This window comes from Lentzea sp. CA-135723, assembly GCF_050936595.1.
GTDB lineage: Bacteria > Actinomycetota > Actinomycetes > Mycobacteriales > Pseudonocardiaceae > Lentzea.
Map to the genome: position 1 here is coordinate 1,690,633 of NZ_JBNJMK010000001.1, position 26,179 is coordinate 1,716,811.

Annotated in this window: 24 protein-coding genes; 10 read left to right on the forward strand and 14 right to left on the reverse strand. The window is 70.2% G+C overall.

The window, feature by feature from the left end; translation table 11 throughout:
* Positions 1-76: 76 nt before the first annotated feature.
* The 7 genes from ACQEU1_RS07250 to ACQEU1_RS07280 all read left to right on the forward strand — a co-directional run bounded on the left by ACQEU1_RS07250 (position 77) and on the right by ACQEU1_RS07280 (position 9,055).
* Entirely contained in the window at positions 77-1,360 is a 1,284-nt protein-coding gene (locus ACQEU1_RS07250; protein WP_433197555.1) for an ABC transporter substrate-binding protein, read from the forward strand.
* The gene (locus tag ACQEU1_RS07255; protein ID WP_433197557.1) at positions 1,357-2,316 is read left to right on the forward strand and encodes a carbohydrate ABC transporter permease; all 960 of its coding nucleotides are present in this window, start codon (positions 1,357-1,359) and stop codon (positions 2,314-2,316) included. The genes ACQEU1_RS07250 and ACQEU1_RS07255 overlap by 4 nt, the downstream gene beginning before the upstream one ends.
* A gap of 2 nt (positions 2,317-2,318) precedes the next feature.
* Positions 2,319-3,140, forward strand: a complete 822-nt coding sequence (locus ACQEU1_RS07260) for a carbohydrate ABC transporter permease (protein WP_433197559.1) — start codon at positions 2,319-2,321, stop codon at positions 3,138-3,140.
* Positions 3,137-4,456: a GH1 family beta-glucosidase gene (locus ACQEU1_RS07265; protein ID WP_433197561.1), complete on the forward strand. Its 1,320-nt coding sequence runs from the start codon at positions 3,137-3,139 to the stop codon at positions 4,454-4,456. Before ACQEU1_RS07260 ends, ACQEU1_RS07265 begins: the two co-directional genes overlap by 4 nt.
* Before the next feature lie 56 nt (positions 4,457-4,512).
* Positions 4,513-5,511: a LacI family DNA-binding transcriptional regulator gene (locus tag ACQEU1_RS07270; RefSeq protein WP_433197563.1), complete on the forward strand. Its 999-nt coding sequence runs from the start codon at positions 4,513-4,515 to the stop codon at positions 5,509-5,511.
* Between the two features lie 110 nt (positions 5,512-5,621).
* Positions 5,622-6,371 (forward strand): FAD binding domain-containing protein, encoded by a 750-nt coding sequence (locus tag ACQEU1_RS07275; RefSeq protein WP_433197565.1) that lies wholly within the window; start codon positions 5,622-5,624, stop codon positions 6,369-6,371.
* A complete protein-coding gene (locus ACQEU1_RS07280) occupies positions 6,368-9,055 on the forward strand; it encodes a molybdopterin-dependent oxidoreductase (RefSeq protein ID WP_433197567.1) in 2,688 nt (895 codons plus the stop codon). Before ACQEU1_RS07275 ends, ACQEU1_RS07280 begins: the two co-directional genes overlap by 4 nt.
* Here ACQEU1_RS07280 and ACQEU1_RS07285 read toward each other — a convergent pair.
* The 4 genes from ACQEU1_RS07285 to ACQEU1_RS07300 all read right to left on the reverse strand — a co-directional run bounded on the left by ACQEU1_RS07285 (position 8,998) and on the right by ACQEU1_RS07300 (position 11,664).
* Entirely contained in the window at positions 8,998-9,612 is a 615-nt protein-coding gene (locus tag ACQEU1_RS07285) for a cysteine hydrolase (RefSeq protein WP_433197569.1), read from the reverse strand. The two genes, ACQEU1_RS07280 and ACQEU1_RS07285, sit on opposite strands and share 58 nt — an antisense overlap.
* A 56-nt stretch (positions 9,613-9,668) precedes the next feature.
* The gene (cynS, locus tag ACQEU1_RS07290; protein WP_433197571.1) at positions 9,669-10,112 is read right to left on the reverse strand and encodes a cyanase; all 444 of its coding nucleotides are present in this window, start codon (positions 10,110-10,112) and stop codon (positions 9,669-9,671) included.
* On the reverse strand, positions 10,112-11,272 hold the full coding sequence (locus tag ACQEU1_RS07295; RefSeq protein ID WP_433197573.1) for an NAD-dependent formate dehydrogenase: 1,161 nt from the start codon (positions 11,270-11,272) through the stop codon (positions 10,112-10,114). The genes cynS and ACQEU1_RS07295 overlap by 1 nt, the downstream gene beginning before the upstream one ends.
* Before the next feature lie 125 nt (positions 11,273-11,397).
* Positions 11,398-11,664, reverse strand: a complete 267-nt coding sequence (locus tag ACQEU1_RS07300; RefSeq protein WP_433197575.1) for a UBP-type zinc finger domain-containing protein — start codon at positions 11,662-11,664, stop codon at positions 11,398-11,400.
* Positions 11,665-11,720: 56 nt separating this feature from the next.
* Here ACQEU1_RS07300 and ACQEU1_RS07305 point away from each other — a divergent pair, with 56 nt between their 5' ends.
* Both ACQEU1_RS07305 and ACQEU1_RS07310 read left to right on the forward strand, forming a co-directional pair.
* The gene (locus tag ACQEU1_RS07305; RefSeq protein WP_433197577.1) at positions 11,721-13,388 is read left to right on the forward strand and encodes an FAD-dependent oxidoreductase; all 1,668 of its coding nucleotides are present in this window, start codon (positions 11,721-11,723) and stop codon (positions 13,386-13,388) included.
* Positions 13,388-14,800 carry an ATP-binding protein gene (locus ACQEU1_RS07310; RefSeq protein ID WP_433197579.1) on the forward strand — a complete coding sequence of 471 codons (1,413 nt, stop codon included), beginning with the start codon at positions 13,388-13,390 and terminating at the stop codon, positions 14,798-14,800. The genes ACQEU1_RS07305 and ACQEU1_RS07310 overlap by 1 nt, the downstream gene beginning before the upstream one ends.
* Here the strand turns inward: ACQEU1_RS07310 and ACQEU1_RS07315 are convergent, their stop codons facing one another.
* Positions 14,801-17,809: a BTAD domain-containing putative transcriptional regulator gene (locus ACQEU1_RS07315; RefSeq protein WP_433197581.1), complete on the reverse strand. Its 3,009-nt coding sequence runs from the start codon at positions 17,807-17,809 to the stop codon at positions 14,801-14,803.
* Between the two features lie 41 nt (positions 17,810-17,850).
* Complete coding sequence (locus ACQEU1_RS07320; RefSeq protein WP_433197583.1) at positions 17,851-18,414, reverse strand: M15 family metallopeptidase; 564 nt, start codon at positions 18,412-18,414, stop codon at positions 17,851-17,853.
* Positions 18,415-18,650: 236 nt separating this feature from the next.
* On the opposite strand from ACQEU1_RS07320, the gene ACQEU1_RS07325 reads away from it, so the two are divergent.
* Positions 18,651-19,997 (forward strand): FG-GAP-like repeat-containing protein, encoded by a 1,347-nt coding sequence (locus ACQEU1_RS07325; RefSeq protein ID WP_433197585.1) that lies wholly within the window; start codon positions 18,651-18,653, stop codon positions 19,995-19,997.
* Between the two features lie 52 nt (positions 19,998-20,049).
* On the opposite strand, the gene ACQEU1_RS07330 is transcribed toward ACQEU1_RS07325, so the two are convergent.
* The 8 genes from ACQEU1_RS07330 to ACQEU1_RS07365 all read right to left on the reverse strand — a co-directional run bounded on the left by ACQEU1_RS07330 (position 20,050) and on the right by ACQEU1_RS07365 (position 26,022).
* Positions 20,050-20,655 carry a hypothetical protein gene (locus ACQEU1_RS07330; RefSeq protein WP_433197587.1) on the reverse strand — a complete coding sequence of 202 codons (606 nt, stop codon included), beginning with the start codon at positions 20,653-20,655 and terminating at the stop codon, positions 20,050-20,052.
* A 2-nt stretch (positions 20,656-20,657) separates the two neighbouring features.
* Positions 20,658-21,344 carry a hypothetical protein gene (locus ACQEU1_RS07335; RefSeq protein ID WP_433197589.1) on the reverse strand — a complete coding sequence of 229 codons (687 nt, stop codon included), beginning with the start codon at positions 21,342-21,344 and terminating at the stop codon, positions 20,658-20,660.
* Positions 21,341-22,477 carry a WXG100 family type VII secretion target gene (locus tag ACQEU1_RS07340; RefSeq protein WP_433197591.1) on the reverse strand — a complete coding sequence of 379 codons (1,137 nt, stop codon included), beginning with the start codon at positions 22,475-22,477 and terminating at the stop codon, positions 21,341-21,343. Before ACQEU1_RS07340 ends, ACQEU1_RS07335 begins: the two co-directional genes overlap by 4 nt.
* Positions 22,474-22,797, reverse strand: coding sequence for a hypothetical protein (locus ACQEU1_RS07345; protein WP_433197593.1), 324 nt, complete (start codon positions 22,795-22,797; stop codon positions 22,474-22,476). The genes ACQEU1_RS07340 and ACQEU1_RS07345 overlap by 4 nt, the downstream gene beginning before the upstream one ends.
* Positions 22,798-22,807: 10 nt before the next feature.
* Positions 22,808-23,281, reverse strand: a complete 474-nt coding sequence (locus ACQEU1_RS07350; protein WP_433197595.1) for a YbaB/EbfC family nucleoid-associated protein — start codon at positions 23,279-23,281, stop codon at positions 22,808-22,810.
* A 24-nt stretch (positions 23,282-23,305) separates the two neighbouring features.
* Positions 23,306-23,566 (reverse strand): Sec-independent protein translocase subunit TatA, encoded by a 261-nt coding sequence (gene tatA, locus ACQEU1_RS07355; protein WP_433197597.1) that lies wholly within the window; start codon positions 23,564-23,566, stop codon positions 23,306-23,308.
* 145 nt (positions 23,567-23,711) lie between these two features.
* Complete coding sequence (locus ACQEU1_RS07360) at positions 23,712-24,875, reverse strand: LLM class flavin-dependent oxidoreductase (protein WP_433197599.1); 1,164 nt, start codon at positions 24,873-24,875, stop codon at positions 23,712-23,714.
* A 97-nt stretch (positions 24,876-24,972) separates the two neighbouring features.
* Positions 24,973-26,022, reverse strand: coding sequence for a lysyl oxidase family protein (locus tag ACQEU1_RS07365; RefSeq protein ID WP_433197601.1), 1,050 nt, complete (start codon positions 26,020-26,022; stop codon positions 24,973-24,975).
* Positions 26,023-26,179: the final 157 nt, after the last annotated feature.

The window sequence follows — 26,179 nt, forward strand, 5'->3', positions numbered from 1 at the left end:
GTGTTCCAGGGGTCCGTCAAGCGCACGATTCCGACCGTTAGCGCTTGCGGACCATCCGCCGACTGGAGGTTCTTCGATGGGTGTTCGACCGAGGCGCGCGCTGCTCGCCACAACACTGCTCGGCTCACTGGTGGCCGTGTCCGCGTGCGGTGGCGGCACTGCCGGCTCCGCGTCGGGGGACGTGACGCTGGTCGTCAAGACGTTCAGCCAGTTCGGCTACGACGAGCTCTACAAGGAGTACGAGGCGAGCCATCCGGGCGTGAAGATCAAGGAAGAGAACATCGGCAAGCTCGGCGACTACACGCCGAAGCTGCAGCAGTGGCTCGCCACCGGCAAGGGCGCGGGCGACGTCGTGGCGATCGAGGAGGGCATCCTCTCGCAGTTCATGGCGAAGCCCGACCAGTTCGTGAACCTGCTCGACCACGGCGCGAAGGACCTCTCCGGGAACTTCCTGCCGTGGAAGTGGCAGCAGGCGTCCACTTCGGACGGCGGCAAGGTGATCGGTCTCGGCACGGACGTCGGCGCGCAGGGCATGTGTTACCGCAAGGACCTGTTCGAGGCCGCCGGCCTGCCCACCGACCGTGAAGAGGTCGGCAAGCTCTGGCCCACCTGGGAGAAGTACCTGGAGACCGGCAAGACGTTCAAGGCCAGGAAGCCCGACGTCGGCTTCTACGACTCGACCGGCAGCGTCTACCTCAACATGCTGATGCAGTCCGGCGACCACACCTACTACGACGCCACGAACAAGCTCGTCATCGACTCCAACGCGGCCGTCAGGCAAACGTGGAACTCCTCGATCGACATGGTGAAGGCCGGGCTGTCCGCCAACATCGAGCAGTGGAGCCCGCAGTGGAACGCGGGCTTCAAGAACGGCACGTTCGCCACGATCCCGTGCCCGTCCTGGATGCTCGGCACGATCGAGAAGCAGGCGGGGCCGGAGAACAAGGGCAGGTGGGACGTCACCCGCGTGCCCGGCAACGGCGCGGTGCGCGGTGGTTCGTTCCTCGCGGTGCCGACGCAGAGCACGCACCAGAAGGAGGCCGCCGAGCTCGCGAAGTTCCTGACCAGCGCGAAGGGCCAGACCGCGGCGTTCAAGGCGAAGAACAACTTCCCGTCCTCGCCCCAGGCCATCGACGACCCCGTCGTGCAGGACTTCAAGAACCCGTACTTCAACGACGCGCCCGTCGGCAAGATCTTCGGCGACAGCGTCAAGGCGTTGAAGCCCGTCTACCTCGGCCCGGACAACAACGCCATCGGTGACCGCGTCGGCAACGCGCTGCTCGCCGTGGAACAGGGCAAGCTCCAGCCCGACGAGGCCTGGGCGAAGGCCGTCGACGACGCGAAGCGCCTGGCGAAGTGACGGTCGACCTGCGGGAGCGCCCGGCCACCAGCGCCGGGCGCACGCCCCCTGAGCGACCGAGCTTGCGGGATCGCGTCTCGCGCGTCGAGGTGCGGTGGTCGCCCTACCTGTTCATCGCGCCGTTCTTCGTGATCTTCGCGGTCTTCGGGCTGTTCCCGCTGGCCTACACGGCCTGGGTGTCGTTGCACGACTGGGACATCACCGGCGCGGGCGCGTTCGTCGGGCTGGACAACTACGTCACGTTGTTCGCGGACCCGGACTTCTGGAACTCGGTCTACAACACGGTCGGCATGCTCGTGCTCGCCACCGTGCCACAGCTGCTGATGGCGCTGGTGCTCGCGAGCCTGCTCAACCAGCACCTGCGCGCCGTCACGTTCCTGCGGATGGGCGTGCTGCTGCCGATCGTCACGTCGGTGGCGGCCGTGGGCATCGTGTTCAGCCAGATCTTCGACCGCGACGCCGGACTGGTGAACGGCCTGCTGGGGCTGGTGAACGTGGACGCGGTCGACTGGCGCGCGGACAAGTGGTCGTCCTGGGCCGCGATCTCGACCATGGTCAACTGGCGGTGGACGGGCTACAACTCGTTGATCTACCTGGCGGCCATGCAGGCGATCCCGCGTGACCTGTACGAGGCGGCCACCGTGGACGGCGCGGGCAAGATCCGGCAGTTCTGGAGCATCACCGTCCCGAACATCCGGCCCGCCATCATCTTCACCGTCGTCATGTCCACGATCGCGGGGATGCAGCTGTTCACCGAGCCGCTGATCTTCGGCCAGGGCAGCTTCGCGATCTCCGGCGGCAGCCTGCGCCAGTTCCAGACGGTGTCGATGTACATGTTCGAGAAGGCGTTCCGGGACTTCGACTACGGCTACGGCTCCGCCGTCGCGTGGATGATCTTCCTGCTGATCACGCTGCTCGGGGTCGTCAACTTGCTGATCACGCGGAGGTCCCGGTAGTCATGCGCAAGACCCAGCCTCTGCTCTACGCGACCCTGCTCCTCGGGATCGTCCTGTCGGCGTTCCCGCTGTACTGGCTCTTCGTCGTCGCGACCCGCTCCAACGACGTGGTCGGCGACTGGCCGCCGCCGTTGGTGCCCGGCGGGAACCTCTGGGACAACCTCGGCAGGCTCTTCGCCGCGGAGGACGCGAACTTCCTGCTGGGCCTGGGGAACTCGCTGCTGACGTCCGCCGTCGTCACGGTGTCGGTGGTGTTCTTCTCGTCGCTGGCGGGGTTCGCGTTCGCCAAGCTGAAGTTCCGCGGCCGCAACGGACTGCTGCTGGTCATCCTCGCCACCATGATGATCCCCGTGCAGATGGGCATCATCCCGCTGTACATGATCATGGTCGAGCTGGGCTGGCAGAACCGGATGGAAGCGATCGTCGTGCCGTCGCTGGTGTCGGCGTTCGGCGTGTTCCTGATGCGGCAGTACGCCTCGCAGGCCGTGCCGGACGAGCTGGTCGAGGCCGCGCGGATCGACGGCTGCGGCACGTTCCGGATCTTCTGGTCGATCGTGCTGCCGGCGCTGCGGCCCGGTGCCGCGGTGCTCGCGCTGACCACGTTCATGGGCACCTGGAACGAGTTCCTGTGGCCGCTGGCCGTGCTGGAGGCGGACAACCCGACCGTGCAGTTCTCGCTGTCGCAGCTGTCCACGACCTACTACACCGACTACACGCTCATGTTCACCGGGGCGCTGGTCGCGACCGTGCCGTTGCTGCTGGTGTTCGTCGCGTTCGGCCGTCAGATCATCGGCGGCATCATGGAGGGGGCGGTCAAGTCATGAGTTTCGGACCCGGTTTCCTGTGGGGCGCGGCCACGTCCAGCTACCAGATCGAGGGGGCCGTCGCCGTCGACGGCCGCCTTCCGTCCATTTGGGACACTTTCTGCGCGACGCCGGGCAAGATCGACGGCGGCGACACCGGCGCCGTGGCGGCCGACCACTACCACCGCTACCCCGAGGACGTCGCGATCATGCGGTCGCTCGGCCTCGGCGCGTACCGGTTCTCCGTCGCCTGGCCCCGCGTCCAGCCACTCGGCTCCGGCGCCGTCGAGCAACGCGGCCTCGACTTCTACCGCAGGCTCGTGGACACGGTGCTGGACAACGGGATCCAGCCGTGGCCGACCCTCTACCACTGGGACCTCCCCCAACCGCTGGAGGACGCGGGCGGCTGGCCGGAACGCGACACCGCGCTCCGGTTCGCCGAGTACGCCCAGATCGTCCACGAGGCGCTCGGCGACCGCGTCACGCACTGGACGACCCTGAACGAACCGTGGTGCTCGGCGTTCCTCGGCTACGCCACCGGCAGGCACGCGCCGGGCCGCCAGGATCCCGCCGCGTCCGTCCGCGCAGCCCACCACCTGCTGCTGGGCCACGGCCTGGCCGCGCGAGCCATGCCCGGCGCGTCCGTCGGCATCACGCTCAACCTCACCCACGTCACCCCGGGCACGCGGTCGGCTGCGGACCAGGACGCGGCGCGCCGGATCGACGGCCTGCAGAACCGCCTGTTCCTCGATCCCGTGCTGCTGGCCGAGTACCCGTCCGACGTGGTGGAGGACCTGGCTCGCGTCACCGATTTCGGCTTCGTGCAGGAGGACGACCTCAAGACCATCGCGGCGCCGCTCGACTTCCTGGGCGTCAACTACTACTCCCCCATGCTCGTCGGCCACGGTACTTCGACCGGCCCGTCCGCGTACGTCGGTTCCGAGCACGTCACCCACCTCGACGGCGGCAGGGCCCGCACGTCGATCGGCTGGGAGATCGACGCCCGCGGCCTGCTCGACCTGCTGCTGCGCCTCGACTCCGACTACCCCGCGATCCCGTTGCACGTCACCGAGAACGGCGCCGCGTTCGACGACGAGGTCCACGACGCCGCCCGCATCGCCTACCTCGACGGCCACGTCCGAGCCTGCGCCGAGGCCGTCGCGCGAGGTGTCCGGCTGCGCGGCTACTTCGCCTGGTCGTTGCTGGACAACTTCGAGTGGTCCTACGGCTACGCCCAACGCTTCGGCCTCGTCCACGTCGACTACCAGACGCTGGAACGCACGATCAAGGACAGCGCGCACTGGTACGCCGCCGTGATCCGGCGTGGCGGACTGTGAGCGCTTACAGAGTTGCTACGCTGCCAGCACGCCGACGCACACAGGGGGACCCCACGATGACCAGACCTCCCACCCTGGAGGAGGTGGCGCAACGCGCGGGCGTCTCCACCGGCACCGTGTCGCGCGTCATCAACAACGCCCGCCACGTCAGCGAAAAGTCCCGCTTGGCCGTCCAGAGCGCCATCGCCGACCTGGGCTACGTCCCCAACACCGCGGCCCGCTCCCTAGCCACCCAACGCCGAGGCGTCGTCGTCCTCGTCATCTCCAGCGACGACCCGGCCCTCTTCGCCAACCTCTTCTTCGCCGAGGCCATCACCGGCGTCAACGCGGCCCTCGAAGAGACCGACCTCCACCTCATGCTCCTGCTCGCCGCCTCCCCGAGAGGCCGCGACAGGTTCGCCCAGGTCATCCAGTCGAGGGGCGCCGACGGCATCATGCTGCTGGCGTTGAAGGAGAACGACCCGCTCTCCAAGATGGCGGAGGACAGCGGCCTCCCAGCCGTGCACGGCGGCCGCTCCCTGGACAAGGCCCCGCAGTGGTACGTCGACGCCGACAACCGGGGCGGCGCCCGCACCGCCGTCGAACACCTCATCGCCACCGGCCGCAAGAACATCGCCACCATCACCGGCGAACTCGACACCCACGCCGGCATGTCCCGCTACCTGGGCTACCGCGAAGCCGTGATACTGGCGGGCCTGAGCGACAAGCGCGTGGCCCACGGCGACTTCAGCGAAACCAGCGGCGCCGCCGGCATGAAGTTGCTGTTGGAAGAACACCCGGATCTGGACGCGGTCTTCGTGGCCTCCGACGCCATGGCCACCGGCGCGCTGACCGTCCTGCGCTCCGCCGGCAAGCGCGTGCCTGAGGACGTTGCCGTCGTGGGGTTCAACGACATCGTGACGGCACAACACACCCAGCCCGCGCTGACCACCGTCCGCCAGCCGATCGAGGCGCTGGGCCGGGAGATGACGCGGATGCTGATCAGGCTGCTGAACGGGGAGCAGCCGACGTCGCTGATCCTGCCGACCGAACTGATCGTCCGCGACTCGGCGTGAGTTGTGCGATCGCACAGATTGCGTTTCCGTTAACGCGGAGTTTCTGACGACAAACTACCGAAACTGCGGCCGCACACTCCTCTGGTCACTGCACTTGCGGAGGTGGGCCGGTGGATCTGAACACGGTGGCGGAGGTGTGCGCGCCGGGCGGGCCGTGGTTGCCGGGTGACGCGTGGCTCGCGGGCGGGACGTACCTGTTCTCCGAACCGCAGCCGCACGTCCGCCGGCTGGTCGACCTCACCCTGCACGGCTGGGAACCGGTCCTGGACCACGGCGGCCGGGTGGAGATCGCGGCCACCTGCACGATCGAGGAACTCGTCGAGAGCGTGCCGGTCAGGTTGGTGCGGGAGTGCGCGGAGGCGTTCCTCGCGTCGTTCAAGATCTGGCACGTGGCGACGGTGGGCGGGAACCTCTGCAACGCGTTGCCCGCCGGGCCGATGATCTCGCTGACCACCGCGTTCGGGGGCGAGTGCCGGGTGGTGGCGCAGGACGGGACCGAGCGGTGGACCAGGGACTTCGTGCTGGGCGCGGGACTCAGGGATCTCGGTGAGGGCGAGTACCTGCGGTCGGTGACGGTCGTGCCGCATGAGCGGACGGCGTTCCGGCAGTGTTCGCTGTACGGGCTGGGGCGGTCGGCGGCCCTGGTCATCGGCACGCTCGGCGACGGGTTCCGGTTGACCGTCACGGCTTCGACGACGAGGCCGCACGTGCTCGCGTTCGACCGGGTGCCGTCCGAAGCGGAGTTGAGTGACGAGATCGCGCTCATCAACGACTGGTTCGACGACGTGCACGGGCATCCGTTGTGGCGCAGGCACATGACGTTCCGGCTGGCCGAGGAGATCCGGCGGGAGCTGTCGTGAGGATCAACGGCCACGCGCACGACGCGGCACCGAGGCCTGGGCAGTGCTTGCGGACTTTCCTGCGGGAGCAGGGGTGTTTCGGGGTCAAGAAGGGGTGCGACGCCGGTGACTGCGGGGCGTGCACCGTGCACGTGGACGGCCGGCCGGTGCACAGTTGTCTGTATCCGGCTCAGCGGGCCCGGGACAAGGACGTCACGACCATCGAGGGGCTCGCGCAGGACGAGCTGCATCCGGTGCAGCAGAGGTTCCTTGACGCACAGGGGTTTCAGTGCGGGTTCTGCACGGCCGGGTTCATCATGACCACGGCGAAGCTCGATGAAGGGCAACGGGCTGACCTGCCGCGGGCGTTCAAGGGAAACCTCTGCCGCTGCACGGGATACCGCGCGATCCAGGACGCTGTCCGCGGGGTGAAGCACGTCGAGGAACCCGGAGCGGGCGAGGCGGTCGGGCGGAACCTGCCCGCGCCCGCCGGGCCCGAGGTGGTGACCGGAAGGGCGCGCTTCACGTTCGACGTGGACGTGCCCGGGTTGCTGCACATGAAGCTCCTGCGTTCGCCGCACGCCCACGCGCGCATCGCGAACATCGACACGACGAGGGCGTACGAGGTGCCTGGCGTGCATCTCGTGCTCACCCACCACGACGCGCCGGACATGAGGTTCTCCAGCGCTCAGCACGAGCACCACACCGACGACCCTGACGACACGCGGGTGCTGGACGACGTCGTGCGCCATGTCGGGCAACGGGTCGCGGCCGTCGTGGCGGACAGCGAGGCGGCCGCGGAGGACGCACTGGGCCGGATCGAGGTGACGTACGAGCCGTTGCCGGTGGTGCTGGACGCCGAAGAAGCGTTGCGGCTGGGGAAGGTCGTGGCCGAGCTGCACGGTGGCACGGGTGACGTCGAGGCCGGGCTGGCCGAGGCGGACGTGGTGTACGAAGAGGAGTTCCACACGCAACGGGTGCAGCACGCACACCTGGAGACGCACGGCGCCGTGGTGTGGTTCGAGGACGAGACGAACAGGCTGGTCGTGCGGACGAGCAGCCAGGTCCCGTTCCTCACCCGGCGGGCGCTGTGCCGGGTGTTCGGCCTCGACGAGGACTCCGTGCGGGTGGTGGCGGGACGGGTGGGCGGCGGGTTCGGCGGCAAGCAGGAGATGCTGGTCGAGGATGTGCTGGTGCTCGCCGCGCTCAGGCTGAGGAGGCCCGTCAAGCTGGAGTTCACCCGTGCCGAGCAGTTCCATGGCGCGACCACGCGGCATCCGTTCCACGTGCGCGTGACGGCGGGCGCGAAGCAGGATGGCACGCTCACCGCGCTGCGGTTGCGGGTGCTGTCGGACACCGGCGCGTACGGCAACCACGGGCCTGGCGTGCTGTTCCACGCGTGCGGCGAGTCCCTGGCCATGTACCGGGCGCCGCACAAGCAGGCCGACGCGTGGTGCGTCTACACCAACAACGTTCCGGCGGGCGCGTTCCGGGGGTACGGGCTAGGCCAGGTGATGTTCGCGGTCGAGTCGGCGCTCGACGAGATCGCGCACCGGCTCGGGCTCGACCCGCTGGACGTCAGGGAGCGCAACGTCCTGCGGGCAGGCGACCCGATGATCAGCGCCCACGGCGTCGAGGAGGACCTGGTCGTCGGCAGCTACGGACTGGACCAGTGCCTGGAGATCGTGCGCGCCGCGCAGTCCACGAAGGACGACGCGCCGGCGGGATGGCTGACAGGCGAAGGCACCGGGCTCGCGATGATCGCGACCACTCCCCCGCGCGGCCACTTCGCCGACGCCTCGGTCGCGCTGCTCGCCGACGGCACGTTCGACATCGCGGTCGGCACGGCCGAGTTCGGCAACGGCACCACCACCGTGCACCGCCAGATCGCGGCCGGCGCGCTGGGCACGACCGTGGACAGGTTCGCGGTCCGGCAGTCCGACACCGACGTGGTGCGGCACGACACCGGGGCGTTCGGGTCGACCGGCATCGTCGTCGCGGGCAAGGCGGTCCTGCGTGCGGCGACCGCGCTGGCCGAAAAGATCGTGGCGTTCGCCCGAGAACACACCGGTGCGACCGAATGCGTCCTGGTCGACGAGGCCGTCCGGTGCGACGGAAAACCGTTGCTGCTCAAGGAGCTCCACCAGGCCGCGATCGGCGCCGGACGGGAGTTGCTGGCACACGGGCACTTCGAGGGCACGCCGCGCTCGGTGGCGTTCAACACGCACTGGTTCCGGGTCGCGGTCGACCCCGGCACCGGCGAGATCAGGATCCTGCGCAGCGTCCACGCCGCCGACGCGGGCCAGGTGATGAACCCGATGCAGTGCCGCGGCCAGGTCGAGGGCGGGGTGGCGCAGGCGCTCGGGGCCGCGCTGTTCGAGCACGTCCGCACGGACGACGAGGGCAGGGTCACCACCGCGGCGTTCCGGCAGTACCGGCTGCCGCAACTGGCCGACGTCCCTCCCACCGAGGTCTGCTTCACCCGGACCGACGACGCGCTGGGACCGCTGGGGGCCAAGTCGATGAGCGAGAGCCCGTTCAACCCGGTGGCACCCGCGCTCGCGAACGCCGTGCGCGCCGCGACCGGGATCAGGTTCACCGGGCTCCCGCTCACCCGTGACCGCGTGTGGCTGGCCCTGCGGGAACGTCAGGCCAGCGCGGCGATCACCTTCTCCGCGCTCACCGGGAGGGAGAACATCGGGTAGTCGTAGGTGAGGGCGTTGTCGTGCTCGGCCACCGACGTCGCGGCCACGCAGTCGGTCAGCGTGATGACGCGGTAGCCGTTCTCGTAGCCGGTGCGCATGGTCGACTCGACGCAGCAGTTCGTCAGGAACCCGCCGAGCACGATCGTCGTGATCCCCTTGCTGCGCAGGATGAAGTCGAGGTTGGTGCTCGCGAACGTGTCCAGCCCGCGCTTGCCCTCGACCACGATGTCACCCGGCTGCGGCGCGAGCTCGTCGGTGATCGCCGCGCCCCAGCTGTCCTTGACGAACGCGTTGCCGTCCACGACGCCCTTCAGGATCCCGTACGGGTGGGACGAGATCTCGTGGTAACCCTGGGCGAACGTGATCGGCGCGTGCATGATCGTCGCTCCGGCGGAACGTGCCGCCGAGACGACCGCGATGGTCTTGCCGAGCATTCCCGTCCTGTCCATCACCTCGGACACCGCGCCGTGCAGCACGCCGCCCTCGCTGGTGAAGTCGTTCTGGTACTCGATCAGCACCACCGCGGTCGTCTTCGGGTCCAGCGTCAGTTCGCTCATGTGCCCATCGAACGTCCGCCGCCCGCGCTGCGGCAATCACCGAACCGGGTGTTCGGTCACCACTGGTAGGGCAGGAACTTCCCGTCGAGGGTGACGACCACGCGGTCGCCCGCCGGGTCCTCGACGCGTTCGACGTTCATCCGGAAGTTGATCGCGCTCATGATCCCGTCGCCGAACTGCTCGTGGATCAGTTCCTTGATCGTCGGCCCGTAGACCTGGATGACCTCGTAGAACCGGTAGATCGTCGGGTCGACCGGCACCGCCGTGTCCAGTGCGCCCCTGGTCGGCTGGGCCACCAGTGCCGCTACCTCCGAGGTGGACAGCTCCAGCAACGAGCCCGCCGCGGAGGCGACGTCGGCCGGCACCGGGTGCTGGCCGAGGAGCGCCGAGGTCGTCCACACCAGCGGCCGGTCCAGCGCGTCCGCGATCGCGGCCCAGCTGAGCCCGAGCCGTGCCTTGGCGGCCAGGACCGCCTGCGCCGCTTCGGTCTTCGCGGTCATCAGCTGTTCGTGGAGTACGAGTGCGCGCCGGTGCCGGCGAGCTTGCCGCCGTCGACGATCAGGTACTCGTCGCGGATCGGCGTGCCGGCGAAGAACGACTCCAGGATCTCCCGCGTGCCGGCCGCGTACCGGGCCTGCGCCGACAGCGAGCTGCCCGAGATGTGCGGGGTCATGCCGTGGTTCGGCATGGTGCGCCACGGGTGGTTGGCGGGCGCGGGCTGCGGGAACCACACGTCGCCCGCGTAGCCGGCGAGCTGGCCGCTCTGCAACGCCCTGACCACGGCGTCGCGGTCGGCGATGCGCGCGCGGGCGGTGTTGATCAGGTAGGCGCCGCGCTTCATGGTGCCGATCAGCTCGTCGTCGAACAGGCTCTCGGTCTCGGGGTGCAGCGGCGCGTTGATCGTCACCACGTCGCAGTGCGGGACCATGGCCGCCGCGCTCTCGTGGAACGTGAGGTTGTACTCGCGCTCGACGCTCTCCGGCAGGCGGTGGCGGTCGGTGTAGTGCAGGTGCATGTCGAACGGCGCCAGCCGCTTGAGCACCGCGAGGCCGATGCGCCCGGCCGCGACCGTGCCGACGTGCATGCCCTCGACGTCGTACGACCGGGCCACCGCGTCCGCGATGTTCCAGCCGCCGTCCAGCACGATCTGGTGCGACGGCACGAAGTTGCGCACCAGGTTGAGGATCGACATCACCACGTGCTCGGCGACGCTGATGGAGTTGCAGTACGTCACCTCCGCCACCGTGACGCCGTGCGCGATGGCCGCGTCCAGGTCGACGTGGTCCGACCCGATGCCCGCCGTCAGCGCGAGCTTGAGCTTCGGCGCGCGGGCGATGCGTTCCGCAGTCAGGTACGCGGGCCAGAACGGCTGGGAGATGACCACGTCCGCGTCGGTGAGCTCCTGGTCGAACACCGAGCCGTCGCGGTCCTTGTCCGAGGTGACGACGAGCGTGTGGCCCTGGCTCTCCAGGTACTGCCGCAGCCCCAGCTCACCGGACACGCTGCCGAGCAGGTGGCCGGGGGTGAAGTCGATCGCGGACGGCGTGGGCAGCGTCTGGCCGCCGGGATAGCCGTCGAGGTGCGGCAGGCCGTCCCTCGCGTAGGTCTTGGGGTAGCCGTTGATGGGGTCGTCGTAGAGGACGCACAGGACCTTCGCCATTGCGGGTCTCCCTTGCCGGAATCGTCTTGGCCGAGCGATTCCGACCTTCCTCCGGCAAGGGATCCACTGTCCAAACGAACGTTTCTATCGCCTGATAGCCGGCGACTATCAGGCGAGCGGGCGGGTCAGACGAGGGTGTTGTCCACGAAGCACCAGCGCCAGGTCTCGCCGGGCTCGAACGACCTGATGATCGGGTGGCCCTCGTCGGCGAAGTGCTTGGAGGCGTGCTTGGCGGGCGAGGAGTCGCAGCAGGCGACCTTGCCGCAGCCGAGGCACAGGCGCAGGTGCACCCACCGGCCGCCGACGGCCAGGCAGTCCTCGCAGCCCTCCAACGTGGACGGTGTGGGCTCGGCTCCGAGCTCGGCGACGTGGGCACAGGTACTGGTGGTCACGGGACGACGTTACCTCTGTTGCGGACATCGACAACTTCTGGTGTTTGACTGGACGCATGACGACTGCCGGTCGCGTCGCGCGGCCTTCGATTCTCACGGTGGACGACGACCCGGCCGTGTCCCGGTCCGTGGCGCGCGACCTGCGCCGTCAGTACGGCGAGCACTACCGGATCGTGCGGGCGGAGTCCGGCGCGCAGGCGCTGGAGGCCCTGCACGAGATCAAGCTGCGCGGCGAGGAGGTCGCGGCGCTGCTGGCCGACTACCGGATGCCGCAGATGAGCGGCATCGAGTTCCTCGAGCAGGCGATGGACGTGTTCCCGCAGGCCCGCCGGGTGCTGCTCACGGCGTACGCGGACACCGACGCGGCGATCCAGGCGATCAACGTCGTGGACCTCGACCACTACCTGCTCAAGCCGTGGGACCCGCCGGAGCAGAACCTCTACCCCGTGCTCGACGAGCAGCTGCGGGCGTGGGCGGTGAGCGACCGGCAGCCGCCGCAGCGGGTGCGGGTGGTCGGGCACCGGTGGTCGCCGCGGTCCTACGAGGTGCGGGACTTCCTGGCGCGCAACAGCGTCCCGTTCGTCTGGCACGCGCTGGAGGAACCGGAGGCGCAGTGCCTGCTCACGGCGGCGCACCAGGACGGCACGGTCCTGCCGGTCGTGGTCACGGCGCAGGGCAAGGCGCTGGTGGACCCGTCCGACGCGGACCTGGCGGCCGAGGTGGGGCTGAGCACGCAGCCGTCGGCCGACTTCTACGACCTGATCGTCGTCGGTGGCGGACCGGCGGGGCTCGGCGCCGCGGTGTACGGCGGGTCGGAGGGGCTGCGGACCGTCCTCGTGGAACGGATCGCGACCGGCGGCCAGGCGGGCACCAGCAGCCGCATCGAGAACTACCTGGGCTTCCCCGACGGCGTGTCCGGCGGGCAGCTGACCGAACGCGCCCGCAGGCAGGCGGTGAAGTTCGGGGTCGAGCTGCTCACCACGCGGGACGTCGTCTCGCTGGAACGCCGGGGTTCCGCCCGTGTCGTCCGGTTCGGTGACGGCACGGAGCTCGCCGCGCACACCGTCATCCTCGCGACCGGCGTGTCGTACCGGCTGCTCGACGCGCCGGGACTCGGCGAGCTGACCGGGCGCGGCGTCTACTACGGCGCCTCCACCACCGAGGGCCCGAACTGCGCCGGTCAGGACGTCTACCTCGTCGGCGGCGCGAACTCGGCGGGGCAGGCGGCCGTCTACTTCTCCGGGCACGCGAACAAGGTCGTGATCCTGGTGCGCGGCGACTCGCTGGAGCAGTCGATGTCGCGGTACCTGATCGACCAGCTCGACGCCATCCCGAACGTCGAGGTGCGCACGCACACGGAGGTCTGCTCCGGCACGGGTGACGACCACCTGGAGACGCTCACGTTGCTGCACAACAAGACCGGCGAGCGGACGACGGTCAAGGCCAGCTGGCTGTTCGCGTTCATCGGCGCCGCCCCGCGCACCGACTGGCTGGACGGCACACTGGAACGCGACGACCGCGGCTTCCTGCTCGCCGGCCCCGACCTCGGCACCACACCGCCCGGCTGGGACCTCGGCCGGGCGCCATACCACCTGGAGACGAACGTGCCGGGCGTGTTCGTGGCGGGCGACGTCCGCGCCGACTCGGTGAAGCGCGTCGCGTCCGCCGTCGGCGAGGGCGCCATGGCCGTCACCCTGGTCCACCGCTACCTGGAGAGGTCCTGATGGACAGGCTCACCCCCGCGCAGCTGCGCGAACTGTTCCTGTTCGAGAAGCTCGACGACGCCCAGCTGGAGTGGCTCGCGGGGCACGGCCACATCGAGACCCGCCCGGCCGGCACGCCCGTGCTCACCGAGGGCGAGCCCGCGACGTGCTTCTTCGTGCTGCTGGAAGGCACGGTCGCGCTCTGCCGCACGATCGGCGGCCAGCGCATCGAGGTGAGCCGCAGCGAGCAGCGCGGCTCGTACTTCGGCGCCACCCAGGCGTACCTGGAGCTCGACCAGCCGACCTACCAGATGACCGTCGAGTCGATCACGGCCACGTCGATGCTCCAGTTCGACGCGGACGAGTTCGGGCCGATGATCCGCACCTGGTTCCCGATGGCGATGCACCTGCTCGAAGGCCTGTTCTGGGGCATGCGCAACACCCAGGCGACCGTGGGCCAGCACGAACGCCTCACCGCGCTCGGCGCGCTGTCCGCGGGCCTCACCCACGAGCTGAACAACCCCGCCGCCGCGGCCGTCCGGGCGACCGCCGCCCTGCGCGAACGGGTCGCGGGCATGCGGCACAAGCTCGCGCTGCTGGCCCAGGGCGCGCTCGACCCGGCCGAGCTGCCCGCGTTGGTGAAGCTGCAGGAGAAGGCGGTCGAACGGGTCGCCAAGGCGCCGAAGCTCAGCCCGCTCGAGACCAGCGACGCCGAGGACGAGGTCTCCGACTGGCTCGACGACCACGACATCAGCGGCGGCTGGGAGCTCGCGCCCGTCCTGGTCGCGGGCGGCCTCGACGTCGAGTGGCTGGAGACGTCGCTGACGCAGTGCCCGGCCGCGATGACCGGCTCGGCCGTCTACTGGCTGCGGTACACGGTCGAGACCGAGATGCTGATGAACGAGATCGAGGACGCCACCACCCGCGTGTCCACCCTGGTCGGCGCGGCCAAACAGTACTCCCAGATGGACCGCGCGCCGTTCCAGGTGGTCGACGTGCACGAGCTGCTCGACTCCACCCTGGTCATGTTCGGCGGCAAGCTCGGCGACGTGCGGGTGGTCAAGGACTACGACCGCACGCTGCCGCGCATCTCCGCGTTCGCCGGTGAGCTCAACCAGGTGTGGACGAACATGATCGACAACGCGCTGAGCGCGATGGGCGGGACCGGCACGCTGACCGTGCGCACGTTCGGGCAGGACCACCTCCTCGTCGTGGAGATCGGCGACACCGGGCCCGGCATCCCGGCCGGGGTGAAGGACCGCATCTTCGAACCGTTCTTCACCACCAAGCCGGTCGGCGAGGGCACGGGGCTCGGCCTGGAGATCTCGTGGCGGATCGTGGTCAACAAGCACCACGGCGACATCCGCGTGGAGTCGGTACCCGGTGACACGCGCTTCCAGGTGCGGCTGCCGCTGGAGGCTCCGACGACCTAGTCAGCGGTTCTCCTTGTCCTCGCGCGAGCCGCGCGCGTGGAAGACGGCCCGTGCGCGGGCGAACGCGGCGTCGGCCAGGTCGGTCTCGCCGCGGGCGCGGTGCAGCTGGGCGAGGTCGTGTTCGGTGCGCGCCCTCCAGAGCAGGGTCTCCATGCTGTCCCACAACGACATCGCGGCGTCCAGGTAGTCCTCGGCGAGGTCCAGCCGGCCTTCGGCCAGGTGCAGCTGGCCCAGCACGCGCAGGGTGGCCGCCTGGCCCCAGCGGTCGTCGTTGGCCTGGACCGTGGCGAGGGCGGCTTCCAGGCGGGGCAACGCCTCACCGGCGAAACCCGCGCGCAGCTGGGCCTTGGCGTGGGCCCGCACGGCGTAGGAGTGCATGAGGTCGTCGCCCAGTTCCGCGAAGATCGTGGCGGCGTCGGCGCAGGCGGCCATGGACTCGTCGTAGTCGCCGCGGGCCCGGTGGTAGAGACCCATGCTGCGCAACGACAGGGCGACTCCTCGCCGGCTGCCGGCGCGCTGGTAGGCGGCGAGGGACTCCTCCAGGTCCGACCAGGCCGCCGGGTAGTCGCCCAGTTCCAGGTGGACGGAGCCGCGGATGCGCAGCACCTGGCCGATGCGGACCTGGTCGTCCAGGGCGTGCGAGAGGGTGGCGGCCTGGCTGAGGAAGTGCACGACCTCGGTGAGGTGGCCCGGTTCCCTGCAGGCGACGCCCATGCCCGCCAGCGCGGCGGCCTGGCCCCGGACGTCGTGCAGGTTGCGGCAGAGGCTCAGCGCCTCGCCGAAGAGCTGGCGGGACTCGGCGAAGCGGTCCTGGGCGTAGCGCAGGCGGGCCAGCTGGGCCAGGACGTCGGCCTGCACGGCGGGGTCGCCGGTGTGCTGCGCGGACGTCATCGCGAGGGCGATGAGGCGGTCGCGGAGGTCCTTGCGGTTGGTCACCTGCTCGATGGCGGTGTGGGCCGCCACGAAGTCGCAGACCTGGCGGTGCAGGCCGGTCGCCGCGGCGCGTTCCACGGCCACGGCGAGGGCAGGCTCCTCGCCCTGCATCCAGGAGTCCAGGTCGACCGGCAGGCGGGCGGCCAGGTCGGCGATGTCGTCGGGGTCGCGGTGGCCGGCGGCGGGGTGCCAGGTGGACTCCGCGGGAGGGTTCTTGCGGGTGGCGCGGCCGAGCAGGGCGATCCAGCCGTCGAGGACGCGGGCGGTGGAGGCGGTCAGCTCCGCGGGTTCGTCCGCCTCGGCCCGTTCGCGGGCGTAGAGGCGGACCAGGTCGTGCAGGCGGTAGCGCAGGACTCCGGTCGCGTCGGCGCCGGACAACGTCGCGAGCTGCGCGTCGACCAGCACCTCCAGCACCTTCTCGGCCTCCGCCTCGGACGTCTGGAGCATCCAGCTGACGACCCACGTGGAGAAGTCGGGCAGGCCCAGGTGTCCCATGCGGCCCAGGGCGGTGCGCGCGGCGGCGTCGAGGGCGCGGTAGCTCAGCGAGATGCTGCTGCGCACGGCCAGGTCGCCCGCGGAGAGTTCGTTGAGGCGGCGGCGTTCGTCGGTCAGGCGGTCGGCGAGCACCTGCAACGGCAGCCGGCGTTGCGAGGCGAGGCGGGCTCCGGCGATCCGCAACGCCAGGGGTAATCGGCCGCAGGCGTCGACGATCCGGCGGGCGGAGGCCTCCTCACCCGCCAGCCGGGCGTCGCCCGCGATCCGCGCGAGCAGGTCGTGCGCCTCCTGCGGCGTCACCAGGTCCAGCTCGGTGAACAGCGCGCCGGCCAGCCCGGCGAGGCGGTCGCGGGACGAGATCAGCACGGCGCACCGGGCCGCGCCCGGCAGCAGCGGCCGCACCTGCTCCTCGGACGCGGCGTCGTCCAGCACGACGAGCACCCTGCGGCCGGACACCAGGGTCCGGTAGAGCTCCTGGCGTTCCTGCGTCGACTCGGGCAGCTGCGCGGTCTCGATGCCCAGCGCGCTCAGGAACCGGCCCAGGATCTCACCGGGCGTCGCCGGAACGTCCGAGGTGCCACGCAGTTCGGCGTACAGCTGGCCGTCCGGGAACGAGCCGCAGGCCTCGTGCGCGGCGCGGACCGTCAGCACGGACTTGCCGCATCCGCCTTGTCCCGCAACGACGTGCACGGCGGCCGCCTCGCCGGAGAGCCCTGCGGCCAGCGCGGCGAGCTCGTGGACGCGGCCGGTGAAGTCGGCGGGTGACGCGGGCAGCTGCGCGGGCACCACGGCGGCCTGGGCGACCGGTGCCACCTCGGCAGGGACGAGCTCCAGCGTGCCGCGCAGGATCGCCGAGTGGATGGCGACGATCTCGGAACCCGGCTCCACGCCCAGTTCGTCGACGAGCGCGTCCCTGCCCTCGCGGTAGCACGCCAGCGCGTCGGCCTGCCGTCCCAGCCGGTAGAGCGTGACCATCAGCTGGCCGCGCAGCCGTTCGTTCGCCGGGTGCCTCGTCACCGCGCCGGTGAGCTCGGCGAGGTGGTCGACCCGGCCGAGACCCAGTTCGGTGGCGAAGCGTTCTTCCTGCACGGACACGAAGAGCTCGTCGAGACGCCTGGCCTCGCCGCGCAGCAACGTGTCCTGCAACCCCGACAACGCGGGGCCGCGCGACAACGAGACCGCCTCGTTCAGCAGCCGCGCGGCGTGCGCCTGGCTCTCCTGCTTCGCCTGGGAGAGCAGGAGAGCCAGCACGTCGGCGTCGACCTGGGCGCCGTCGAGCCGGACCAGGTAGCCGGGCGACCTCGACACGATCACGTCGGGCGCGCCGTGGTCGGCCAGCGCCTTGCGCAGCTTCGAGACGTACGTCTGGACGAGCGACCGGGCGCTGGTGGGCGGGTCCTCGCCCCACACCAGCTCGACGAGCCGGCCGGTCGAGACGACCTTTCCCCGCTCCAGCACCAGTGCGGCGAGCAGCACCTGCGGCTTGAGGCCGCCGAGTGGTACGGACGTTCCACCGATCACGGCCTCGACGGGGCCGAGCAACCGGAACTCCAGCAAAAGACGCGACCTCCCCGGTGTCACCAAGGGGAAGTAGATCAGATCGCCCGCCCGTTCGGGCAGGTTCAGGGCAGTGCCGGTCCGTACCAGGCTTGGGGCGACCCGGTCAGGTACGCCCAGTACCGGTCGCCGTAGGACCAGTGCCACCACGCACTGGGGCAGTTCACCAGTCCCGCGCCCCGCAACGCCTCCGCCAGGACGTCCCGGTTGTGCCGCGCCTCGGCCGTGTAACCGCTCTCCGTCGTGACGGAGTCGATCGCTCCCAGGTCGAGCTCGACCTCGTCCACGGTGCACAGCGTCACGTCGACCGCGGCGCCCGCGACGTGCGGAGACCCGAACCCAGAGGCGGCCGGCTCGAACGACCTCGGCAGCGCGAGCGGCCGGTACCCCTCGACGACCAGCAGCCGGAACCCCTGGGGCAGCAGGGTTTGCGCCGTCACGAGCCGATCCACCACGCCGATGCGCAACTGGGCGTAGCGGCCCTCGTCGTCGGCGAAGCGGCGGTCGAGCTTGAGGGCCGCGACGGTGCGCAGGTCGACCAGGGGCTCGTCGCGTTCGCGCACCGGGATCGCCGCGACCGCGGGATCCGCCAGCGACACCTTCTCCAAAACGTGCTCCTCCTGCTTCACGCGTGGTCGCCAGAGGGTGCCCGCGGGTCCTGGAATTTTTCTTTAACGCGCCGAACGCCGTCCGGACGCGGGCTGTTGCCCCAGGTGGCGCACCCGTCGCTGCGACGAGGCGGCCGCCACCGCGTTCGTCCAGCGGATAAAGGATTCCTGAACCATCTTGAAACCCCGCCTCGCGACCTTGGGATCTGTCAGCGGCCCGGCCACCACCGAGCCGCCCCACTCCAGAGGGAGATCCCGTGAAGAAGTCAGGAATCCGGATGCTGGCCGCCGCGATCGCCATGGCGTCCGGCGCGCTGCTGATGGCACCGCCCGCCCAGGCCGCCCCGTCCAGAGACGGGATCGTCAGCATCGCGGCAGGCCAGATCGGTGGCTCGGCGTGCAACCCGGGCTACTTCAACAGCTGCGGCATGGCCTGGTGCGCCGAGTTCGCCCGCTGGGTGTGGGACCGGGCAGGCGTCTCGGACCTCAAGGGCCTGGACGGCTGGGCGCAGTCGTTCAAGACGTACGGCACGAAGCGCGGGCTGTACCACTCCCGGTCGAGCGGTTACAAGCCACAACCGGGCGACGCGATCGTCTTCGACTGGGACCACCGCTCCGGTGACGACCACCCGATCGACCACGTCGCGATCGTGACGAGCTCCACCAGCTCCCGCGTCTACACGATCGGCGGCAACCAGGGCGACGCGAGCAGGGTCACCCGCGCCAACTACAGCCTCTCGAACGGGGACATCGACGGCTACATCTCCCCCGCGGGCGTCGGCTCCGGCGGCAGCGGCCCTGAGGAGAAGGCCGGCCACAGCGTCACCGGCGACTCGTACCACGACCTGGTGGCCCGCAAGCCCGACGGCACGCTCTGGCTCTACGCCAACAACATCGTCCGCGACAACGGCGACGCCTACAGCGCCACCCGCCAGCTCGGCCACGGCTGGGACGGCTTCACCGAGATCATCAACGCCGACGTGACCGGCGACGGCTACACCGACCTGGTGACGCGCAAGGCCGACGGCACGTTGTGGCTGTACGCGAACAACTACAACCGCGACAACGGCGACGCCTACAGCGCGTCCCGTCAGATCGGCCAGGGGTGGAACGTCTTCGACAAGATCATCGGCGCGGACGTGACCGGTGACGGCTTCACCGACCTCGTGGGCCGCAAGGCCGACGGCACCCTGTGGCTGTACGCCAACAACTTCGTGCGGGACAACGGCGACGCCTACAGCGCCTCGCGGCAGATCGGCCAGGGCTGGGGCGGCCTCGACATCATCCCGGCCGACGTCACCGGCGACGGCTACACCGACCTGATCGCCCGCCGCGCCGACGGTACGTTGTGGCTGTACGCCAACAACATCAACCGCGACAACGGCGACGCCTACAGCGCGTCCCGTCAGATCGGCCAGGGCTGGGGCAACCTCGACATCATCCCGGCCGACGTCACCGGCGACGGCTACACCGACCTCGTCGCCCGCCGCACCGACGGCACGTTGTGGCTCTACGCCAACAACATCAACCGCGACAACGGCGACGCCTACAGCGCCTCGCGCCAGATCGGCCAGGGCTGGAACACCTTCGACAAGATCGTGTAGTGACGTGACCCACGGGGCGCGTCCGGCATTCGCCGGGCGCGCCCTTCGCCGTCTACAGGTTCGCGTGGGCCGTGCGGACGGACTGCTCCGCCTGCGGGTCCCGGAAGTCGAACGCGGACCCGTCGGCGAACTCGATCCGCACGAACCACTCCGGCTCGACCTGCCGGCCGAGCGGCACCGCCACGAACCTGCGCGCCGTGCCGACCGGGGCCTCCCACCAGGTGACCAACGGCTCGGGCTGCGGTTCGCGGGACCGGCTGAACAGGCCACCGCGTTCCGGCGCCAGGACCTCGCCCTCGACGACGAGGCCCAGCCGCTGGTTGCTCAGCAGCAGCCAGCACTCGTCACGGCCGGCGGTGAACAGGTCCGCCCACCGCACGGAGATCTGCTCGGGTGCTCGTGCGTGCGCCCAGCCCCACACCGCCGGGTCGTGCGCCCACTCGTCGTCGCCGAACCGCCCGCTGCTCACGGCGGCGGTCGGCAACGGCCACTCGGGATCGGCGATCCCGGCGTCCGGCACCGCGGTCACGATCCGGTGCGGGGCCGTGCCCGCCGAGCCGACGTGGCCCTTGCGTTCGACGGCCCACACGATCTGCTCACCGGGCCGGGCCCAGTGCTTCTGGGCGATCTCGGCGAGCTTGAACCTGTCCCTGGGCACGGTCACCCCTGTCCGTTGGCCATGGCGAGCAGGCGCCGCGCGTTCTCCGGCGACGAGGTGACCACGTCGAGCCCGGAACCGTCCACGAAGGACACGCGCAGCACGTGGACGTCGCGGATCTGGTACTGCTTGGGGAGTTTCCGCTCGGCGAGCCCGACGGACGCGATCCGGTCGCGCGTCACCTCGGCGACCGTGGTGACGTCGGCGGTCTCGATCGGCTGGTGAGGAGGGTATGGGCTCTTGGTGCTGAACACCTCTTTCGCGCTCTTCGCGAAGCTGCTCACCCGGCCCAGGAGGCTCTTGTCCTCGGGTTCGGGCTCGGCGGGCTCCTCGACGAGCGCCACCCGTGCGAGCCTGCCCGGCGTCAGCACCAGCCAGGACACTCCGGCGACCGGCTGACAGAGCTGAGTGGTGGTGCCGGCGTGCGGTCCCCAGGCCACGACGTGCGGGACGTCGGCGCCACCGTCCTCCGGGCCGCTGCCCGCGAGCGCGGCGTCCAGGACCCCCGCCGCCGCGTTGCCGAACGCTCCGGCGACCCTGCCGAGGCCGCTGCGTTCCGGACGGCCCTGCCAGTCGAGCCCCTTGAGGTCGAACCTGGTGCTCGCGACGTCGGTGCCGACGCACAGCAGGATCGGTTCGCCCGCCTGGCACCAGGACTGCCGGAGGGCGAGCACGCCGTCGAGCTTCACCAGCTGAACCCGCGTTCCTGAGCGTCGCGACGCTCCTCTTCGGACGGTTTGTTCCGCGCAGCGTCGTAGGCTTCCTGGCTGCCGAACTTGACGGCACCGTCGACCGCCGTGCCGACGCCCGCGTCGAAGAGCGCGCCGGTGATCCTCGTCTGGCCGCCGAGCGCGCCGGTGAGCACGGTCTGCGCGACGTTGCTCGCGAGCGCCCCCTCGCCGGTGACGCCCTGCATGAACCGGTTCGCCGTGGTCGAGGCGAGCGAACTGCCGTCCGCCCGCGTGAGGACGTTGACGATCGGGTTCGACCCGAGGTGGCGGCCGGCGAACTGCTGCGCCATGTTGCCGCCGCGCAGGCCGTTCATCCGCTGGATGACCTGGCGCAGCGGGCCGCGCAGCCGGACCAGCAGCTTCTCGATCTGCTGCACGGCCTTGAAGAGCTCCATCTGGAGCTTCGACACGCGCATCGTGATCCGCACGCCGGTGCTGCCGACCTGCACGGTCGTCGTCGCACCCGCCGCCGCGACCGACCCGCCCGCGGTGATCCACGAAGCGGCCAGCGCGGCGAGCCACTGGACGATCAACCCGATGATCAGCTCGGTGAGCACCTGGATCACGAACTCGACGAACATGTCGAAGAGCTCGGCGATGGTCTCCAGGGTCTGCTTCAGGCCGCGGATGTCCTCCGCGAGCGCCTCGACTCCCCCTGCGAACTCGTCGACCTGCTTGCGGAACCCGTCACCCGCGGCGCCGACCCACATCCCGGCGGTGGCCGCGCCGCGCTTCTTCTCGGACTCGGCGACCTCGTCGAGCCACTTCGCGACCTCCTCCCAGCCCTCGCCGGTCGCGCGCATCTGCTCCGGGTCGCCGATCGCCCACTCCGCCAGCTCGATCAGCGGGCTGAGCACGATCGACACGAGGAAGCCGAGCCCGTTGTCCAGCAACGCCTGCCCGGGACTCGCGAGCGTCTGCAGCAGCTCCAGGCGGCCGGAGATCGTCGCGGCGGTCATCTGCGGCGGCGAGGTGGCGTCCGCGAGATCGGAGATCGCGCTGTAGGCCGAGCTGCCGCGCCCTGCGGCCTGCTCGAACCAGTTCTTCTGGTCGCCGTCGTTGAGGCCGGCGAACGTGCCGGGCCCGCTCACGAGGCCCCGAGTCCCTTGCCGAGCTGCCCGAACGCCTGCCCGAGCCCCTGGTCGACACCCCGGTACACGTCGAACGTCTCCTGCAGCTGCGCGCCGGTCTGCTTCAGGAAGCCCTGCGCGTCCGCCGCGAGCTGCTGGCACTCCTGCAGGCTCTTGAAGTACCCGCTGGAGAGCCCGACCGCGTCGCCGATCGGACCGAAGCACTGGTCGTCGACCCGCGCCTGTTCGAGCAGCTTCGCGAGTGCGCCGAACTTGTCCGCGAGGCTGTCGCTGCCCTTCGCGAACGCGGTCAGCGCGTCCGGCTGGATCTGGAAGTTCACCTGGTTCCCCCTACCTCAGGTACGTGCTCGGCGGTTCCTCTTCGTCGACGTGCTCCTGGGCCGGCCGGTTCCGCGCGGGCTGCTGAGGTTGCGGCTGCGTTTGCTGCGGGCCCGGTGGCGGAGGTGCCGACGGCATGATCGGTTCGACGCCCGACGCGAGCATGCCGTCCTTGAACTGCTGCAGCTGGTCGCCGAGGATCGGCGCCACGGCCTGCTCGAGCTGCTGCGCGGCGTTCTGCGTCGCCATCCTGATGGCGTCGAGGATCTCCTGCTGCAGCTGGACGTGTGATCGGTTCATGGCGTTCGGCTGCAGCTGCAACCCGAGCACGGCACCGGAGGTGGCCGCGGTCACGGTGACCGCCCCGTCCCGGCTGCGGCCGACGCCGCGCAGGTCCTTCATCGCCTGCTGCAGCGCACCGGCCTTCTTCGCCTGCTCCTCGAACGAGCGCATCAGCGACTGCATGCGCTCCTGGCGGTTCGTCACGCCAACTCCCCCCGGAACTCGACCTCAGCCCGTCGGATTGCTGCCCCTCTGGGCGTTCTTGAGCTGCTGCTGGAGGTCGTCGATCTGCTGCTGCAGCTTGGCGACCTGGGTGGGCTCCGCGGTCGTGTCGGCGCGCGTCTCCTCCTGCAGACCCGCCGACTCGGCCTTGAGGATCTTCGCCGAACGGCCGAGCGAGCGCGCCATCTCCGGCAGCTTCTTGCTGCCGAACAACAACACGACGACGACCGCGATGATCAGCAGTTCGGTTGCTCCGAGGTTGCCCATGAGCTCACTTCCTCCGGTTGTGCCCGACTCGACGATAGCTTGTGCCACAAGGAGATCGGGCACCGGCAGCAACGGGTCAGAACGTCCATAACGGACGTTCGGGCGGTTGCGGGGACAGAACCGCCCGTTCGTCGTCCCGCTCGGCTCAGGTCCGGTCGAACTCCGGGATGAGCTCCCCGATCAGCCGGATGCTCGTCATCACCTCGTCGGCGCCGATCGGCCCGATCTGCTGCAGGCACATCAGCCGGTCGATCCCGAGGTCCGCGTAGGCCCGCAGCTTCTTGCGGCACGTGTCGGGGCTGCCGACGATGAGCGACTGCTGCGCCGACAGCACCTCGAACACCTCGTCCTCCGGCACGTCCTCGCCCTGGATGATCCGGCCGATCACGAGCTGCGCGTCGGTCGGCGCGGCGTCCACCTCGGCGCGCAGGAACTCGCCGGTGAGGCCGCCGTCACCTGCGGCGAGGACGTCCTGGTGGCGTTGCATGGTCGCGGCGAACTCGGCTGCGGCGTTGAAGAAGCGCAGCGCGGTCACCGTGTACCAGGCGGCCGCGGCGGCGGCACCGTTGCGCATGGCCTGCTCGTCGGTCTCGGCGCAGTGCACGAAGGTGAAGTAGGCGACCTGGTCGTTCACGAACGACCCGACGGGGTTCGTGCACTCGGCGGCGGCCGCGCGGTAGAGGTCGATCATGCGGGCGACCCGGTCGATGGACTCCCAGATGGTGGTGCCGAGGACGCCCACGCCCCGGCGGCCGGCCTCCTCGAACGACGTCGGGGACGCGGCGGCCTGCCACAGCGGCGGGTGCGGGCTCTGCAGCGGCTTGGGGATGATGGAGACGTCGGAGATGTCGTAGTGCGCGCCGCTGTGGGAGAAGCGGTCGGTGGTCCACATCTTCGGCACCATCTCGAACGCCTCCGCGGTCTGGGCGCGCGCGTCGGCGGGCTCGACGCCGAAGAGGTTCCACTCGGGGATGGTCGACCGGGTGAGGCCGAGCTCGACGCGGCCGCCGCTCAGGTGGTCGAGGGTGGCGGCGCGTTCGGCGACGCGGATCGGGTGGTTGAACTTGCCGGGGGCGAGCACGGCGGCGTGGCCGAGGCGGATGCGGGAGGTCGCCTGGGAGAGGGCGGCGAGCATCAACTCGGGCGCGGACGACAGGCTGAACTCGCCCGCGCCGTGGTGCTCGACCTGCCACCAGCAGCCGTAGCCCAGCTCGTCGGCGAGTCGTGCCTGGTCGAGGGCCTGACGGAAGCGGAACTCCTCGGGAGCAGGGCCGGGGTTCTGGATCTCGTTGAACAGGTCGATCTTCATCGGCACACCCTCGCCTCGTGCGGACACCAAGGCTGATGTCTCTGAGAGCGACCGACTCGTTACTCGACCAATACAACTGGCCCGGGACGGAGCAACGTCATTCGCAGGCGCAGCAGCAACAGCTCGGGTCCGTTCCGCACTCCGGCCTGGCGGGCGCGGGCTCGTGGACAGGACCGCTGCGCGCGAGTCCGGCCTGCCGGGACTGGTCCGTGCAGCGATCGGTGCCAGGACAGCTCTTCAGGAGCGTGACGGCGGGGGCCTCGGTGATCACGGCGGGCCGGCGCTTCGCACCACCCGGCCACTGCACGGAGATCGAGATGGACGAGGAGTTGTTGTCGTAGCGCGACTCCACGAGGGTGCGGTCGGAGTTGACCGTGTTGACGAGGTCGTAGGTGCCGGACGTGACGTTGGTGAGGTCGAGCCACTGGAAGTCGACGCCCTTGCGGTAGTCGTCGCCCTGGCCGACCGAGATGCCCTCGAACATCTCGGTGGCGTCCGGGTCGTTGCGGCCGCAGTTGCTCTTCCTCAGGCGTTCGGCGAGCAGGCCTTCCGGACTGGCGGCGTCCCGTTGCGCGCCGGGCAGCCGGTCGGCGTCGGCGGTGCGGTAGCGGTCGCCCAGGCAGAAGCCGTTCTTGCGGTCGGCGACCACCATCCGGCCGTTCGGCGTGCGCAGTTGCATGCGGGCGAACCCCATGAGGTGCCAGTGCAGGTGGGTCGGAGTGGGCTCGTAGTACATCGAGGTGGCGGTGGCCCGTCGCGCGTCGTCGAAGGTGGCGGGGATCGCGGCACCCCGGGCGGTCTGGAAGGCCTGGCGGACGTCCATGTCGTTCGAGGACCTGTTGGGGCGGCGGCCGTGCAGCATGAGGGGGCCGTCGCCGGCGTTGTCCACGGCGGTGGTGAAGCGGATCCGGACTGCTTTCATCTCGCCTGACGTCACGCAGTCGCCGTTGGGGGCCTTGGGGTCCGTCACCACGCAGACGTCCCAGTCACGGCACAGCGACGGGTCGCCGGTGTAGCCGCCGGGGCAGCCCACCGGGGCCTGGCGGAGGTCGGGCAGGAGCGGAGCGGCGGCGGTGGCCGGTTGTGCCAGTGCCGCGGTGAGAGTCAGTGAGAGGGCTGCCGCGCTCCACGTCTTGCCAGAACCCATGGGGGACAAGGTAGGGGTGGGTGGTGGTGCGACCGGCATTTCCGCGGAAGGTGTACCTGGGCGAGTGAACGGGTGCCGCCTTCGTGGGTCGGTTTCGTGGGCCGGTTCCTGTTGTGGCGGGGGTTGGTCGCGTTTTGTTGGTTGGGCTGCGGTTGTG

Bases quoted from the DNA above. Each gene is read 5' to 3' on its own strand.
- ACQEU1_RS07265 (WP_433197561.1), top strand. From the start codon at position 3,137: ATGAGTTTCGGACCCGGTTTCCTGTGGGGCGCGGCCACGTCCAGCTAC.
- cynS (WP_433197571.1), bottom strand. From the start codon at position 10,112: ATGACCGCGAAGACCGAAGCGGCGCAGGCGGTCCTGGCCGCCAAGGCA.
- ACQEU1_RS07250 (WP_433197555.1), top strand. From the start codon at position 77: ATGGGTGTTCGACCGAGGCGCGCGCTGCTCGCCACAACACTGCTCGGC.
- ACQEU1_RS07295 (WP_433197573.1), bottom strand. From the start codon at position 11,272: ATGGCGAAGGTCCTGTGCGTCCTCTACGACGACCCCATCAACGGCTAC.
- ACQEU1_RS07360 (WP_433197599.1), bottom strand. From the start codon at position 24,875: ATGAAGATCGACCTGTTCAACGAGATCCAGAACCCCGGCCCTGCTCCC.
- ACQEU1_RS07270 (WP_433197563.1), top strand. From the start codon at position 4,513: ATGACCAGACCTCCCACCCTGGAGGAGGTGGCGCAACGCGCGGGCGTC.
- ACQEU1_RS07260 (WP_433197559.1), top strand. From the start codon at position 2,319: ATGCGCAAGACCCAGCCTCTGCTCTACGCGACCCTGCTCCTCGGGATC.
- ACQEU1_RS07365 (WP_433197601.1), bottom strand. From the start codon at position 26,022: ATGGGTTCTGGCAAGACGTGGAGCGCGGCAGCCCTCTCACTGACTCTC.
- ACQEU1_RS07305 (WP_433197577.1), top strand. From the start codon at position 11,721: ATGACGACTGCCGGTCGCGTCGCGCGGCCTTCGATTCTCACGGTGGAC.
- ACQEU1_RS07285 (WP_433197569.1), bottom strand. From the start codon at position 9,612: ATGAGCGAACTGACGCTGGACCCGAAGACGACCGCGGTGGTGCTGATC.
- ACQEU1_RS07310 (WP_433197579.1), top strand. From the start codon at position 13,388: ATGGACAGGCTCACCCCCGCGCAGCTGCGCGAACTGTTCCTGTTCGAG.
- tatA (WP_433197597.1), bottom strand. From the start codon at position 23,566: ATGGGCAACCTCGGAGCAACCGAACTGCTGATCATCGCGGTCGTCGTC.